General features: G+C 65.9%; 15 protein-coding genes. 4 read left to right on the plus strand and 11 right to left on the minus strand.

All coding sequences use genetic code 11. The features are described 5' to 3' along the window. Positions 1-108 precede the first annotated feature (108 nt). Complete coding sequence (locus ACWFRU_RS39785) at positions 109-327, minus strand: hypothetical protein (RefSeq protein ID WP_453693320.1); 219 nt, start codon at positions 325-327, stop codon at positions 109-111. 42 nt (positions 328-369) lie between these two features. Further along, complete coding sequence (locus ACWFRU_RS39790; protein WP_453693322.1) at positions 370-1,221, minus strand: IS5 family transposase; 852 nt, start codon at positions 1,219-1,221, stop codon at positions 370-372. A 350-nt stretch (positions 1,222-1,571) separates the two neighbouring features. Here ACWFRU_RS39790 and ACWFRU_RS39795 point away from each other — a divergent pair, with 350 nt between their 5' ends. Continuing rightward, positions 1,572-1,985 (plus strand): PaaI family thioesterase, encoded by a 414-nt coding sequence (locus ACWFRU_RS39795; protein WP_453693324.1) that lies wholly within the window; start codon positions 1,572-1,574, stop codon positions 1,983-1,985. Positions 1,986-2,433: 448 nt separating this feature from the next. Here the strand turns inward: ACWFRU_RS39795 and ACWFRU_RS39800 are convergent, their stop codons facing one another. The 4 genes from ACWFRU_RS39800 to ACWFRU_RS39815 form a co-directional block, all read right to left on the minus strand. Then, positions 2,434-2,793 carry a hypothetical protein gene (locus ACWFRU_RS39800; RefSeq protein WP_453693326.1) on the minus strand — a complete coding sequence of 120 codons (360 nt, stop codon included), beginning with the start codon at positions 2,791-2,793 and terminating at the stop codon, positions 2,434-2,436. Positions 2,794-2,877: 84 nt separating this feature from the next. Continuing rightward, positions 2,878-3,546, minus strand: a complete 669-nt coding sequence (locus ACWFRU_RS39805) for a DUF6082 family protein (protein ID WP_453693328.1) — start codon at positions 3,544-3,546, stop codon at positions 2,878-2,880. Positions 3,547-4,258: 712 nt separating this feature from the next. Beyond that, positions 4,259-4,795, minus strand: a complete 537-nt coding sequence (locus tag ACWFRU_RS39810) for a hypothetical protein (protein ID WP_453693330.1) — start codon at positions 4,793-4,795, stop codon at positions 4,259-4,261. 23 nt (positions 4,796-4,818) lie between these two features. Beyond that, positions 4,819-5,235: a hypothetical protein gene (locus ACWFRU_RS39815; RefSeq protein WP_453693332.1), complete on the minus strand. Its 417-nt coding sequence runs from the start codon at positions 5,233-5,235 to the stop codon at positions 4,819-4,821. Between the two features lie 481 nt (positions 5,236-5,716). On the opposite strand from ACWFRU_RS39815, the gene ACWFRU_RS39820 reads away from it, so the two are divergent. Continuing rightward, complete coding sequence (locus ACWFRU_RS39820; RefSeq protein WP_453693334.1) at positions 5,717-6,097, plus strand: hypothetical protein; 381 nt, start codon at positions 5,717-5,719, stop codon at positions 6,095-6,097. Positions 6,098-6,535: 438 nt separating this feature from the next. Here the strand turns inward: ACWFRU_RS39820 and ACWFRU_RS39825 are convergent, their stop codons facing one another. Then, the gene (locus ACWFRU_RS39825; RefSeq protein WP_453693336.1) at positions 6,536-9,019 is read right to left on the minus strand and encodes a hypothetical protein; all 2,484 of its coding nucleotides are present in this window, start codon (positions 9,017-9,019) and stop codon (positions 6,536-6,538) included. 1,074 nt (positions 9,020-10,093) lie between these two features. Between ACWFRU_RS39825 and ACWFRU_RS39830 the strand changes: the two genes are divergently transcribed. Beyond that, positions 10,094-10,438 (plus strand): hypothetical protein, encoded by a 345-nt coding sequence (locus ACWFRU_RS39830; RefSeq protein ID WP_453693338.1) that lies wholly within the window; start codon positions 10,094-10,096, stop codon positions 10,436-10,438. Continuing rightward, positions 10,438-11,277, plus strand: coding sequence for a Crp/Fnr family transcriptional regulator (locus ACWFRU_RS39835; RefSeq protein WP_453693340.1), 840 nt, complete (start codon positions 10,438-10,440; stop codon positions 11,275-11,277). Before ACWFRU_RS39830 ends, ACWFRU_RS39835 begins: the two co-directional genes overlap by 1 nt. A 1,049-nt stretch (positions 11,278-12,326) precedes the next feature. Here the strand turns inward: ACWFRU_RS39835 and ACWFRU_RS39840 are convergent. Genes ACWFRU_RS39840 through ACWFRU_RS39855 form a run of 4 tightly spaced genes read right to left on the minus strand, consistent with a single transcriptional unit; the run spans position 12,327 to position 14,284 of the window. Beyond that, positions 12,327-12,509 carry a DUF397 domain-containing protein gene (locus ACWFRU_RS39840; protein ID WP_453693342.1) on the minus strand — a complete coding sequence of 61 codons (183 nt, stop codon included), beginning with the start codon at positions 12,507-12,509 and terminating at the stop codon, positions 12,327-12,329. A gap of 9 nt (positions 12,510-12,518) precedes the next feature. Beyond that, positions 12,519-13,373: a helix-turn-helix domain-containing protein gene (locus ACWFRU_RS39845; protein ID WP_453693344.1), complete on the minus strand. Its 855-nt coding sequence runs from the start codon at positions 13,371-13,373 to the stop codon at positions 12,519-12,521. Between the two features lie 7 nt (positions 13,374-13,380). After that, positions 13,381-13,905 (minus strand): DUF6879 family protein, encoded by a 525-nt coding sequence (locus ACWFRU_RS39850; RefSeq protein WP_453693346.1) that lies wholly within the window; start codon positions 13,903-13,905, stop codon positions 13,381-13,383. Next, positions 13,877-14,284 carry a hypothetical protein gene (locus ACWFRU_RS39855; RefSeq protein WP_453693348.1) on the minus strand — a complete coding sequence of 136 codons (408 nt, stop codon included), beginning with the start codon at positions 14,282-14,284 and terminating at the stop codon, positions 13,877-13,879. Before ACWFRU_RS39855 ends, ACWFRU_RS39850 begins: the two co-directional genes overlap by 29 nt. Between the last annotated feature and the right edge of the window lie 269 nt (positions 14,285-14,553).

A 14,553-nucleotide genomic window follows, 5' to 3' on the forward strand; every position in this document is an offset into this window, starting at 1 on the left:
GGATGTCCCGTCATGCTCAGCGGTCCTGCAGTGCCATGCTCAGGCACGGCGCGTTCGAGGCTGAGCTGCACCGCTGGGTACGCACAGAGCTTCGCGGATCTAGCGTGCTCAACCGTTTTCGGCCGGTGCGGTAGAGAGCCTCGAAGAACCCGCCAGGTGACTCAGCCGGGTCAGATCCTCCTTTTCCAACCGGGGAACCCGGTGCGGGTGGGCATGGAGGCGGGCGAGCAACTGGGTGCCGACCGTGTGCAGGGCGGCGCGCACCGTCGGCGCAGGCGCGCCGTCGATCGGCATGCTGCTGCCGAGTTGCCGCACCTTGGTGGCCACCCCCATCTAGGGACCGCTGCTTAGAGAGCATCTGATCAGTGTTCATGCGGATGTGAGTGGGATGTCTGTTTCGATTCGCCAGGTTGGTACGGATTCTCCGGTCAGTTCGCGGGACATTTTGTTAGCCATAACCCAGTGGATCATCGTCCGGGATCTCTGCGGGAGGGCTTCGTAGTCCCGTGCCAGGCGGCGGTGTTGCATCAGCCAACCGAAGGTCCGCTCGATCACCCACCGTTTCGGCAGTGGCTCGAAGCCTTTCGCCCGTGGCCGCTGCACTACCTCAACGTCGATGCCCAGGCGGGCGCCGTGGTTGAGGATGCTGTTCTGGTAACCGCCGTCGGCCCAGACCTTGGTCACGCTGGGATGTGCCGCGGCCAGGTCGTCAAGGAGGAGCTTGCCGCCGGTGGTGTCGTGCACGTTCGCGGCGGTGACCAGGACGGCCAGCACCAGACCGAGCGTGTCCGTGATCAGGTGCCGCTTGCGGCCTTTGATTTTCTTGCCGGCGTCGATGCCCTGGCTCGCCTCGGCGACGTTTGCCGAGGTCTTCACGCTCTGCGCGTCCACCACGGCCGCGGTGGGCTCCGCACGACGGCCATGAAATCGGCGGGTCTTGTCGCGTAATAGGTCGTGGACCTGCTGGGTGGTGCCGTCGGCTTCCCACTTCGCGTAGTAGTCGTAGACGGTTTTGTACGGCGGGAAGTTATGCGGCAGGTACTCCCACGGGATGCCGGTGCGGTTGACGTAAAGGATCGCGTTCACGATCTCTCGCAGATCGTGCACCCGAGCTGCGGTTCCGGGTCCGGTCCGTCTTGCCCGCCACGCGGTGAAGATCGGTTCAATCAAGGCCCAGCGGGCGTCGGACACATCACTGCGGTAAGGACGACGCACACTCACGCCTCATCCAACGACCGCCAACAGCATCAGTCACAAAATCATCCCAGAACACCAACTACCTAGATCAGATGCCCTCTAAAGGCTCTGATCTGCGGTTCTCACAGGTGCGCATCCTTTGTTCAGCTACTCACTCAGGTCTTTGGGCCGATGCTGCACAGCGTCCGGATGGCCGGCGCCGATCCGCGCGGCGGCGATCCTTCCTTGCTCGACCCGCCCGGGTTGAGGCACGGGGACCGGGATCGTGCGGGAGCAGGGGTTTGTGGTCGCGGTGGGGCAGGCGCGGGCGTGGGCGGGCACGGCCGTAGGCGGGCGTAGTTGTCGTGGCCGGTGCGGGCCCCCATCATCGGCGCATGACGCTTGCGCCGGCCGAAGCCGCAAAGATCCTCGCCGACAACTTCGCCCCCTGGGTTCTCGACCTGGGCCTGACCGTGCAGGAGACGGCCGAACTGCGCGCCGTGCTCCGCCTGCCGTGGTCCGACCGGCTGGCCCGAGAGGGCGGCGCGCTTTGCGGGCAGGCACTCATGGCCGCCGCCGACACCGCCACCGTGCTCGCGGTCTCGGCGGCACGCGGCGGCTTTGTGCCGATGACCACCATCCAGCAGTCGACCACCTTCCAGCGCGCGGTCCTCGGCGCCGATGTGCTGGTGGACGCGAGGATCACCAAGCTCGGCAGACGCATGGCGTTCGCCGAGATCGCCATGACAGCGGAGGGCGCGGATGACCCGGCGGCCCGCGCCTCGACGGTGTACGCCCTGCTCGGGTAGGCCCGACACTGCTGTTTGAGAGGCTTTCTGGCGTCTGCTAGCGGGGGGAGTGGTGGCTGCCCGCCCGTCGGTTGTGTGGCCCATATCGCTGTGTGGCGCCGCGGCTGGCGGCCGTATGGCCCCGGGATCTCGCCCCTGGGGATGGGGGGTGTGGGGCACATTGAGTGATCGTGCTGTGGGAGTCTCGACGTCCACTTCAGCTTCACTGCGGCGTGTGCGCCTGGGATTTGAAAGCGCGTCAGCGAGCCGTGTTGTGGACGTGTAGGGCGGGGTGATCAGCAAGCCGCTCAGTCTTGCGCTTCGTTTGCTGGGCTCCGAAGATCTGTGTACACCTCGCTCCTGCACCGCGTGATCGGGGCCCGATCGCGATGCGACCGAGCCTGGCGCTCGTGCCGGGTCTTCGAGGCGGCGCCGTGTTCCTGGTGTCGGGGCGTCCCCTGTTTGAGCGTCACGGTAGCCAGGATGCTGGAAGGGGCAGGCCCGGCGGCAAGGGCGCCCCCGCGGGGGGCACCAGATTCAAGGGAGCGGCGCCTTGTGCTCGTTCGAAGCGCACCGTAGCGCCGGAGAATGCGGCGCCGCTGAAGTCCACCGTGCCATCGGAGAATGTGGCGTCGTCGAAGTGCACCGCGGCGCCGCCCGAGAATGTGGCGCCACTGAAGTACACCCTGCCGTTGGAGAACGTGGCTTCGCCGAAGCTCACCGTGCTGCCGGAGAACGTGCCGTGGTCGAATTTCACCGTTCCGTCGGAAAACTTGGCGTCACCGAAGTTCACCTCGCCGTCGGTGAACGTGGCGTCGCTGAAGTTCACCGCGCCCCCCGGGTGGTAACAACCGGCGCACAAGCGCTTCAGCTATGGGACCACCTTTAGGTATCCAGCAAGGTGTTGCAAACCTCAAGTGGACCCCCCAGATGCAGCCGCAACAGCCTCTGCATACAGCTCATCCACCAGACCAACGAACCCCAGTGATCGCGGGTTGGCGTCAGCTTCTGCGCTCTGCCTCCACGTTACAGACGCCCGCGCCCAATGCTCTCGGGCGAGCGCACTTCGGAAGTGGCGGCGGAGTGTGACCCGAAGCCCCTGACTGTTGACACGATGGAGCACGTAGTCGGAGCGCCAACTAGCCAGGAACAAGTTGCTAATAACCATCTGCCGACTCTGTAACTCACTAGTGGGAACAGTAGGTACGTCCGTGGCTGGCAACAGTTCTGGGTATTGCACTAAGAACAGCACCAATTCCCGGTGCCACGCACGCTGCGCTTCTTCATTGGCAATACTTGTCTGCTTCGACTGATGGCGAATAGACACGACAACTCCAAGGAGGGCAGCTGCAGAGAAGATCACAGATACGGCGCTGTAGGTCTGGCTGATCGAGCTCAGCCGTTCCCAGTTGTGTCCGCTGGGCGCAACCGACTCCAGCAGGAACGGAGTAGCCAAGATCACGATGAATGCCGCCACACCTCCCAGCCACCAGCCGACCCACTTGCTCTGCCGAATTTGCATGAGCGCCCGCCCCCCCTGTATGCGGATGTTAGTGGCATCGTCGACAGGGAGGGGCGACATAGCAAGAGCCCAACTGGTCCAGCCACGGGCGAGGATGGCGTCCCCGTCGAATGGTGTAGCCGGTCGAGGGTGTGGAGCGTGCGGCCACCCGCACCGGGCATGCGCGCACCCGTTGAAAGTGACTGCTTTCCCTGAACAAGGGCACCGAACACTGGGCCACCATCGACGAGAACGGCGGCATCATCCTGAACGCCACCGGGCGGCACCCCCTACGGCCGGGTCGACGAGGCCGACGCCGTCGCCCGCGGCACCAAGACCTGCCAGGGCATGGACGAATGGCACCTCCAGGACGCCGACGGCAGCCGCGTCAGCCTGCGCACTCTGAGCGACCGCTCGACAACGCCCGGCGCCCTGTAAAGCCGCCATTGAAGCGGCAAGCCAAGCCCGGTGGTCTGCCTGGGGGGAAGGGGTGCAGCCCGCGTCGCTCCCGGCGGCGGATCAGGGGAACGCGCCGCGTCGACGGGGCGTACCCGTGCCAGGACATCCTCGTAACGGGCTGCCAAGTTGCCCATGGGGAGTCCGCTGCACTGGGTGGCTGCAGTTCAGAGGGTTGGAGCTGCGCATCTGTGAGCTGCAACGATCCCAGCGCGGGAGCAGCTCGGCCGCCCCTGTTCGGTTCGGGAAACGGGAGCAGGCGCATGGAACGTCATCCCTGGCGCAAGGCCCCGAGCTCCAGCGCTGGTGGAAGTTCTGGCACGACACGGAGATGGTGTTACAACGGCCCCAGGACCTCTGCACAGTAGAGGGCGAAGCGTCCGATGCTTCCGGCTTCATCGGGGGATCGGATCAGGGAATAGATGAAGAGCCCAGCGGCGGTCAGTCCGTGGAGTGCCCTGACATATGTGTCGGTGTTGAAGCTCCACGGGCTGCGGAGGAGCGCCTTGTTCAGCGTAATGACTTCGATGGCGACGCTGCCGAGCATGGCGCATGCCGTGTATGCCACGACCCACCAGATGGCAGGCCCGGGCTTGGCATCGAAGAGGAGTTGCAGACTGGTGCCGCCTACGAGCAAGGGCACCGGGGCGACCAGGTAGAGCAGAATCGTGACGGGGACGTGCCACGGTCCCATGTAGAAGACGTACGCGTCATCTTCATCTTCGTCGTCATCGTTGTCTTGCACCGTCTCGTGGAAGCGAGGCGGCGCGGGGTCGAAGTGGTAATGGTTTTGGACAAAGTGCTGGTCTCTCCCGGCCTGGTGTACTTGGGACTCGTCGCAGGCGTCGGCCCGCATCGACCAGGACTCGTTCACCTCTCCGTCGTGACCGGGCGGGCTCACGACTGAGTAATGCTCTGGTCGCGCCCCGCCTGGAACACCTGCCCGTTGCCACTCGCATGGGCAGTCATGTTCAGAGAGGGATGAGCACTGTTGGTGTTTTCTTGCCCGAGAGCCGCGTTAAGCTGCCTGAGGGCGTCAAGAGCCTGAGGCTGACCGACGAGCAATCCGAGCAGGTACCCGTTCCATGCGGCGACGAGCGCGGCGTGTGTATGTTCATCACCCGCTTGGAGAGAATCGACGAGGAGCCTCCGGTTCTCCTCGAAATTCTCATGAATCGACTCGGCGGAATCAGGTCGGAACCGCTGCCAGAGCGCTACTACGCTGTCCCGCGCATGCTGCCAGCCATCCGCAGCCATCGCCGAAACAATGGCAGCGCCAGCGGTACCGGCCACTGCGACGATCTGCGGGTCCACACATTCCCCCTGGAAGACGCGGGACGATCTCGTGACTCCATGTGCTGTCGTGACTATAAGGGCGCGTACAGCAAGTCGTCAGCCCTCGCGCCCGGTTGATGGTTCGTGGCAGGCCTTTCAGACGCTGTCCGTCGAGCCCACGCCGCCACTCAGAGATCCTTTAGATGAGAGCCGGCAGCACGCGCACCTCGGCTTCGTGCAGCTCGAAGCGCACACGGTGCCGGTCTCCTTCGGCGGCCGGGAGTCGCTTGAATACGGCTAACGAGGGTGCCAGCCCTGGTGGCAGCTGTTTAGGGGATTGAGGTGTGGGGCTGGTTCGTCCGTCGTAGGTCGGAGAGGTTGACCCGTTTGAGTACCGGTCGCAGCACGGCGCGCTCTTGGTGGTGGTGTTGCCAGCGTTGCTCAAGCGCTTTGTCTTCCAGTTCGATGTAGCTGATTCCGGCGCCGGAGTCGGGCAGGATCCGGAAGGCAGAGACACCCCATGGCTCGCAACAGCGGATTCAAGATCGACAAGCAGGGCATCCGGAAGATGATGGGAGAGATCCAACGGGAGGTAGACAAGCACCCGGTCACCACCCGGGTGCAGGCCGATCCCAATACGTCCTTCGGTGACACGAACGTCTTCAACGGGCCGGTCATCCACGGCGACGTCCGTGGATCTCAACTGGCGTGGAGCAACAGCTCCGTGAGCCAGACCCAGGACCAGAGCAAGCCCATCGCCTCGGGCTTCGAGGCCATCACCGAGGCCGTGGAGGACACCCTCCGGCAGCTACCCACGCTCGGTGTATCTGACGAAGAGCTGGGAAGACGCCTCGGCGGCGGGGGAGGAGATCCTCAACGAGGTTGTTCAGCCCGAGCCTGACCGCGGCGTGATCCGGCGTGCTGTGGCTGCCCTGAAGGGCTACCTTGCGCCGATTGCCACGGGAGCGGTCACGGCTGGGGCTGTTACCGGTGGTGAGGAGACGGCACGGGTTTTGATCGAACGTCTCAGCACTGCTCTGTAGAACCCGGCTCAAGGCCCGGTGGGTGACGGATGCCTCTGCTGTGCAACCCACCCAGGTGGGTTGCACAGCAGAGGCATCCGTTCGGTTCGGACACGTTCGCTGGTCCATCCCCTGCAACACCGACGAGGTCCGCGGCGGGCCAGCAGAGGGAAAACGGCCCGTGCGGCCAGGCCGCCAGCACCGGCCCGTAGGCCCGGGCAGGCGGCCACTGGCGCACCGCTGCCCCACGTGCCGGTGCCCCCTGGCTGTAGGACCGCACCTCGGGATAGGAAACGCGCTGGCCAGTTGCCGGGACCTTAGCCGCGGCTGCGGCGGGCTTTCGGTGGGGGCAGGGAGCGGGACACGGCTGAGACTGACTCCAGTCCCATCTCGCCGGCGAGCCGGTCGAGTTCGTGGTCGGGTCCAGGGGTCCGGTTGTCGAACAGGAAGTCGGTGAGTGTCCCGGTGCGTGCATCGATGAGCAGGCCTGCGGCGCGCGCCGTCTGCATCTGGTGTTTCTTCGCCTGGAGATAGCGTCGCAGGTGGGCCAGGGCGGGGGCGTGCTGAGTGGGGTGGGGCACGCTCATCCAGACCAGGACGTGGCTGTTTACCTGGTTGGTGCCGCCCATGAGCGTGATGGTGTGGGGACGGCCGTCGAGGGCGCTTTGCGCGCAGAGCGTCTTCGCGGCGGTGCCGCACCGGTGCTGTGTCTTGGCCGATCCGTCCAGCAGGGCGGTCCCGATGGCAAGCCACCCGGGCCGGGCGAGCGCGGTGATCTCGTCGATGAGCGCTACAACGGTGGCGTCGGCCGTTATCGCCGGTTTGCCGGCCGGCGTTGAGGTGTGGCCCAGTTGATGGAAGTACCAGGCGTCGAGACGGTCGGTCCGGCTGGCCAGCACGGTGGCCCGTTCCGCAGTGCGACGGCGGCGTGCCGCCACGGTCGGCGGACCGAACTGCGGTAGCTCGCGGGCGATCCGGACCGGGTCTGGCTCCACATACAGACCGCCCTCGTAGAAGTGCAGGAAGAGGTCGAGCTCGTCGACGGCGTCGAACTTCTGCGTCGTCTCGACGTCGGTGCGGCGGCGCAGGTAGAGGATGAGTTCGGCGGGGCGGGCGAGGAGTTCACTGATGGTGCGTAGGTCGTGCAGGGACACGGTCCAGGGCAGGTTCGCGGCAGGCAGCAGACCGGCACGGACCAGTTCTGCGGTCGTCGTGGCGATTCCCGACAGGTCTTCGAGGCTGACGGCGACGGTGTGCACCTCGCGGATGTGCGCAAGGTCGAGCCAGCTGCCGTCCCGCAATCGCAGGCCGTGGTCGGTGTCTATGCGTTCGCGCAGCCGTTCGGCTTGTGCGGCTGCATCCGTCACGATGCGGGTGAGGTCGCGGCGCAGCCGCCAGCTGTCTCCGGTCCGTGCGCGCGGGTTGAGGGCCACCGCCTTGGCCTCGATGATGATCGCGATGTCGTCGATGACAAGAAGGACATCGCCTTCGGTGCGCTTGGTGTACGTGCCGGGTTCGGTCTGCGGTGCGGGGGCCAAGGGGTCGGGTACGAAGTATTCGAAGCCGGTGTGCACTTGCACGCCTGGCAGGTGCCGCGCGAACAGCTCCGCCGCTGTGTCCTCGAGGTGGGCGCCGCGGTGTTTGCTGTAGGCGTCCCACCGTTGGGCGTCCTTCAGGCGCTGCTCGAAGGTCTCCCTGATGGCGGGGAGATGGAGCACGTCGTGTACCAGCAGGACACGCCCGTCCGTATCACGCAGCAGGGGTTTCATCCGCAGCGGCGAGGCGCCGGTGAGAAGTTCCAGCGCCGCCTCGTGCGGGCTCTGCGCGCCCGGCGACAGCACGAATGCGTCGAGCACAGCGGAGACGGTATCTGGTGTGCGGCCCGTGTACGCGGCCAACTGGGAGTCGCTCAGAGCCACCTCGTCCGCGGGATTGGCCCTTGCTGCTTGCAGAGCCTCCCGCGCTCGCGCCCGTGCGGCCTGCCGATAGCTTTCCACCCGCTCGTCCCCGCCTTCGCCCGTCTCGGGGGTCTGGCTCAGGAACATGGCGACGCGAGCGGTGTTGGCCGCGGTTGACATACGCTCGCCCCACACCCGGCCGCGGAGTTCGGCGCAGGCGTCCAGCACGGCGATTGCGTCGTCGACCGTGAAGCCCAGCACTGCCCGGCACTCCGCCTCCATCTCCGGCGTGCCGAACAGCGCCCGCAGCGTGTCACGCAGCATGTGCGGGTAGATCTGGTTGCGGACGCTCACTTCGCGCAGCACGGCGCCGGCACGGATACGGGCCAGGACGTCGTCGGACGCCGCAGCTGCCTCGAAGGCGATGGCATGCGATCCGCTGCGCAGACAGCTCAGCGCGATGCGATGGACGTCATCGATCACCGGTGACGCCAGCGGCCGGGCACCGGCCGAGCTGGCGGACTCTGGCGCCTCCCGCGGGCCACGGGAAGCCACGATCAAAGCGACGAGCTCGACGAGCGCCGCGATGGCCTCGTGGTCCGGTTCACGGCCGGAGCCGGGCAGCGGGGGAGCGCTACGGAGCCGGAGCAGTTCAATGATGTCCCACGGATCGTACGGCCCTACGAGGTCCACAAGTTCACTCAGCGACTGCTCCAGCTGTGCTCGGGCGGCAGCGGCGCCTTCGACGGGAGTGCTGCAGCCCCGGTACAGGGACAGCTGGTCGACGGATTTCGTGACCAACGCGTCGTCCGCGTGCACGCCGTTGCCGGCACTGTTGGATGAGTGCCGACGGTTCCTACGCGCCTTCTCACGATGCGCGTGCCGCGCAGACTTTGACCCCATGCGGACCACGTTAAATGGTGGTTGCGCGACCGGCCGCTGAATTTGTCCGCGGGTACCTGGGGTTGCGGCGAGCGGTGGTGAGTGCCGCTGCAGACGAGGAGATGCCGAACGCTGTGCAGGAGAGCCGAGGACGAGGCAGGACTACGGCGCCCGATGGCCCACGAGTGGCACAGACATCCAGTGGCACATGCGCCGCAGTGCCATCCTGGGCCGCCTCCGCGATCATGTGGCCGAGCCGGCGTGACCTGCCGCCGGCGCCCAGCAGCGCGGGAAGTTCGGGATCCTGGCTGGCATCTGAACAAGCGGCAGTGGATCAGCCGCAGGCAGTCCTGCCTGCAGCGACCGAACGCCCGATTGTCAGTGGTGTGCCGTAAGTTGAAAACGCGGAGAGTGTGGGCCGATGCCGAGGTGACCCCGAGGGCGGCCGTTCGCACGCACCGCAAGGGCGGAATCGGCAGGTGAAGTGCGTCACACAAGGGCGTTGAATCGCCCCGTCGGGGGCCGGAAGTGACTCTTCGGTAGGTGTCTGGCGTGGTCCTGGAATGACTGAGGGGCGGCGCCAACGGCGCCGCCCCTCAGGATGCGAATCCTGTCATTCGTAGGACATCCTCCCTGCTCAGAGAGTCGGGGGGCCCCAGGGGCACCACCCCCAAGGGGCCCCACACGACAGCTGCGCTAGGCCCACCAAGGCTCAACGTCAGCCCGATGACTGTAACGCCGCACGGGGCCTCCGCATTCCATTGATTCAGGGAATTCACTCACTTGCCTTGAGCTCAGGGAATTTCGTCACCCTGTAAACCTCTGCGCAGTGGTAGAGGGAATTGCCATCGGCATGGTCACGAAGGGCGCGCGCACGGGCTCGTGCGCCCCCTTCATGCGTTGAGGGAACGTCACCTCCATGTGGAATCCTTGTTCCGGGGCGACAGTTTCTGTGGTCCTACACTCGTGCTATATCCTGCTGCGATCGAGAAGGTCCTCCTAAAGCGGACTACCAATCCGTGGACCTCCTTGTTGATCTTCCGCTAGGCCCACCACGCATTAAAAACTCAACGTCAACAACAGGGAGTGGTACCCGTGACCGGGTTCCTCGTTGCTTCGGTCGTGATTGTTGCGATCGTGGCCGTTCTTGTCGCCTACTCGATCAAGCATCTCTCATCCACCCCGATGCGGATCGTCGCAGTGATCACCGCGATCACCGCGCTGGTCGTGGCGCTGCCTGCGCTGTTCGACTCGCTGCGCCCCACCGCCGAGCCCGGCGTACAGGCACCCATCCCGCCCGCGGCTCCGCCGGCGGGCACCGTCACCCCGACCCCGACGCCCTCGCCGACGCAGGTGCCGGGGACCGTAACCGGCACCCCGCAGGCAGTACCCGGCGGGTACGCGGAAGGCCATGACCGGACGGAGGGTGGGGCCCTGTGATGGCCGACAACCGCCGCCAGGACCGCAACACCCGCCGCTACCTCGGCGAGCGGGTGCGCCCCCTGCTCATCGGCAACTCGCTCTACCGGCTCGACGAGACGACCGGCCGCGTCGAGTACGCGGCCGCCCGCAGCCTAGACGCGATGCTCGACCACAACGCGTACTTCGGGCGTCTGCCGTACGCGCAACGCTACGAATTTGCCGGGACGTTCCAGCCCCGCACCTACGCGCGCAAGGATCCTCTGCGGGGCTCCACCAGCGCGATGGTGCACGTCGTGCTCAGCGGCTGCGTGGTCGAGGTCTCCTCCTACGGCGAGACCTCGACGGTACGGATCCTGGGCGCCGGCTCCGTACTGGGCGACCTGGAGGTCTTCGACGAGACCCTGGCGACACCCACCACCACCTGCTTGAACACCACGACGACGATGACGCTGACCATGGAACGGATGCGGCTGCTGGCCGTGCAAAACTCCGAGGTCAGTGCGGCGCTCGGGGCCGTCATCACCGATCGCCTGGTGGCCTCGGAGCGCGTGTACAACCGCGTCGGACTGCGCCCCGAGGAGCGCCTGGCCGGGCTCTTCACGCATCTGCTCGGCATCTGCGCGGTGCCCTGCCCCAGCTTCGGCCGGATGCTGGAGGGCCCCTCCCAGACGGACCTGGCCGAGGCCCTCAACCTGAGTCGGGCCACCGTCGAATGTGCACTGCGACTGCTCCGCCGGGAAAAGCTGGTGGTCACGGGGTACCGGACTTTCCAGTTCCCCTCGGAAGCGGCCCTCGCCGCATTCGGTAAGGTCCGCATTCCGGCTCAGCGGGTTACCGGGGAAGCCTCGCACCGGTAGATATCTGCGCACACCACGGCGCCGGTCAGGAGAAAAATCTCCTGACCGGCGCCTTTTCTTGCGTGGTCTAGACGTATTACTCTCTTGAGGGCTTCAAAGTTAGATGTTGATCCTTGATTTCGGAACGTTTTAAAGTGAAACTCGAATTCGCTTTTTAAGAGTTTATGGCGCGAATATGTGCATGCGTTACGAGAGATGCGTAATGCGGCTTGTCTGCGGCAGATAAACAGATGAGGAGTCCGGGCCGCCCGGCAGTGCCCCGGGTGGCCCGGACTCCTCAGTGCTCCCGCGCCTGTGTGTCCCCCGGATCGCCGAAGCCACGTCCAGCAGCGCGTACGCCACTGCGGCAAAGCCGATGGCCTCCGTCCGTCTTCCGCCTCCAGTACCGGCGCAAGTTCTGCGGCCCGGTACGCCATGTGCCCGTACGGGCTCGGCTCCGTCCTCATGCTGCCCTCTCCTTCGCCCCGGTCCGCCGGGTGACGCGCTCGCATCCTCCCCAGGCGGTGCATCGCTCATCCCGGGGCTGCTCAGCAGGTCTGGCCTGAGAACGGCGGGCTGAGTCGGGGGCGGCATCTCACTTTTGCCGTGAGGGCCGAGACCGGCGCCGGGGCCCGGCCCGGACGACCTGACGCTGCTCCTCCTGCAGATGGACGTCGTGCAGTTGCTTGTCGGCTGCGGGCCGGTGTGTCGTCGATCCCCGGGGGCTGCCGCGACGGTGGCGGCGGTGAGCGCGGTGAGGAGAGCATGACGCTGCACTGGCTGTTTCCTCCCTGCCGGTGGTCGCGGCTGTGGGGGCACGGGCAGGCGGGTGCTGTTCTTCCCGCGGGGGTACGAACCCTCGTGCTTGCGCCGGGCGGTCGATGTTCTGCTCAAGGGCCGGACGGTACGTGCCCCACGGCCAGCAGACCTCCCCGCTGATCCAGCGCCGCGCCTGCCGGTCGGTGCATTTGTGGGGGCTGTGGGGGGTGTGTGTCTGTGCCGTGACCTGGCTGATCTGGTCGGCGGGTGTCGTCTGGTGCGTGGTGGTGACAGTCTGTGGGGGTCTGTGTCTACGTCTTCTGGACGTGTTCCACCAGTGCGGTCCAGGCGGGTGGTTGGAGGGATAGGTATCCGCGTTCGCGTGCTTTGGAGTCCCGGACCATCACCTTGTCGGGGTTGCTGTCGGCTACTTCGACGCAGTTCTCCGTTCCGGTGTAGGAGCTGGTGCGCCACTGGGGTGTCGTGGCCTGCATGGTGTTCTCCTAGTCGTTCGGCATCTGGTCGAAGTGCTGGATCGCGGTGAGGATGAGGTCGCGGACGGGGCTTCCGTAGACCGCTGATTGCTGCAGGAGCGCGAACGCTTTGGTGTAGAGCTCGATCTCCCGGGGCTGGGTGACGGAGAGTTCGGCCGAGTAGGTCTCGACGAGGACGAGCTTGTTGTCGAACATCGAGAACGAGTTGCCGGGCCAGATGGCCGCCGGGGCGGACCGGGGGATGATGCCCAGGCTGAGGCGGGGCAGCCGCATGACGGCCAGCAGCCGGTCGAGCTGTCCTTTCATCACCTGTGGTCCTGCGAGATTGGTGTAGAGGGCCTGTTCGCCGAGGACCACGTTGAAGATGCGGTTGCCTTGGTAGAGGTATTGCTGGCGTTGGAGTCGCTGGGCCGTGGCGGCTTCGGCGTCGTCGGGGATCTCGTAGTAGTCGACCACCTGCCGGAAGGTTTGTGCCGCGTACTCGGCTGTCTGGAGCGTCCCCCACACCAGCGTCGGGTGCCAGATGCGGAAGATCTTGGTTTTGGCGTAGACGGGCAGGGCCTTGCGCTGGCGACGTTCCGCCCCGGTCTGCAGCTGCCGGCGCCACTCCAGCCACAGCTCGTCGATGTGGCGCACGGTGGCGATCAGGTCGTCGATGTGTTCGTGCCTGTCGGTTGTGGTGCACCAGGTGCGGATGTCGTTTTCGCTGGCGTTCTGCCTGCCGTTCTCGAGCCGGGACACCTTGGACTCGGCCCATCCGGTGGCCACTGCGAACGCCCGGCCGCTGGTGAAGCCCGCATCCTTGCGGAATGCGCGCAGCCGGGCGCCCAACGCCTCGCGTGCTTCTTGCGCTTGGTTGCTCACCGCTGGGTCAGGGCTTGTACTCGGCGTGGGCAATGGCGAGGGTCCACAGCAGGTCCCGCACCCGGATGCACCGGGCCACGAGGTCGGGGTCCTCGGTGAGCTCCGTCCCCAGCACGCGGCCTTCGGCATCGAAATGACCGATCGCCAGGAGCCGGTCGTCGTACAGCCACCAGTCGTTGCCGTCGGCGGGGAAGGCGATGCCCCGGGGCAGCTGGTGTCGTGGCAGCCATCGGATGTCCTCGCCCGCCTCGATGTTGAGCGGGGTCAGAGAGTGCTCCCAGGCGACGTACCGACTGTGCGGCTCGGTGACCACCCGGACCCGGCGCACCGTTTTGCCCTGTCCGGTGACCCGCCCCATCAACGCCCTCCAGGGATCGAGCCACGTGTAGTCGTCAAGCTCCCCTCTTTGCCATCGGGCGTAGGGCGTGTCCTCGATTGGAGACCCGTAGTCGTCTCTCAGCTCCAGGTGGAAGGCGTCACGCTCGAAGCTGTTGAACAGCTCGTCACGCTGGGTGGGCGTGATCAGGTCCACTGACTTCCTCCAGCAGGGCCGTGATCGAGGATTTGGGGACCTCGATGCAGGTCTCGTAGTTGGGCAGGCGCATCTGGCCCAGGGCTTCGGGGTCGTTCATCTCCGGGCCCTGGAGAACGCATGTCCCTTGTTCGGTGACGATCATGACCGGGGCAGCGAACTTCTTGAGTTCGCCGCACGCTTGCCCGTCCTTGGTCAGGTGCTCGAACAGCTCGATGGGCACCTCGACGGCTGTCTCTCCTTGCGGCACCTCGAGCTGCATGAGCAAGTCGTTGGCGAGCACCTTCCAACCTTGGATGACGTAGGTGTCCTCATCGCTGGCGTACAGGGTGGGGCTATCTCCGGGGGTGGAGTTCTTCCCGAGGAACCGTAGCTGCATGGCTGGTCTCCCGTCCGCTGTCTTGCGCCTGTTTGCGCGACAAGCCGATCGTCGCGAGCCCATTCGGGGTAGTCAATCCACTTGCTGCAAACTCACGCAATCTTCTTGGGAGTTGGGAAGCAGTAGCCCTACGGTCGTTCCAGACCTGAGCAGCCGCAGCACCAGATGCGGCACCGAGGGGGCGCGGACCAGTGGATCAGCATCGAAGCCGACGCTGTGGATGCATGCGGCGAGCCCGGGCGACTCACGGTCCTTGGTGTCCTCTTCGC

The sequence above is a fragment of the Streptomyces sp. NPDC055099 genome (assembly GCF_053607685.1).

Coding starts and splice junctions, on each gene's coding strand:
- ACWFRU_RS39855 (WP_453693348.1), bottom strand. CDS start 14,284: ATGCAGCTACGGTTCCTCGGGAAGAACTCCACCCCCGGAGATAGCCCC.
- ACWFRU_RS39820 (WP_453693334.1), top strand. CDS start 5,717: ATGGCTCGCAACAGCGGATTCAAGATCGACAAGCAGGGCATCCGGAAG.
- ACWFRU_RS39805 (WP_453693328.1), bottom strand. CDS start 3,546: ATGTCGCCCCTCCCTGTCGACGATGCCACTAACATCCGCATACAGGGG.
- ACWFRU_RS39835 (WP_453693340.1), top strand. CDS start 10,438: ATGGCCGACAACCGCCGCCAGGACCGCAACACCCGCCGCTACCTCGGC.
- ACWFRU_RS39840 (WP_453693342.1), bottom strand. CDS start 12,509: ATGCAGGCCACGACACCCCAGTGGCGCACCAGCTCCTACACCGGAACG.
- ACWFRU_RS39825 (WP_453693336.1), bottom strand. CDS start 9,019: ATGGGGTCAAAGTCTGCGCGGCACGCGCATCGTGAGAAGGCGCGTAGG.
- ACWFRU_RS39795 (WP_453693324.1), top strand. CDS start 1,572: ATGACGCTTGCGCCGGCCGAAGCCGCAAAGATCCTCGCCGACAACTTC.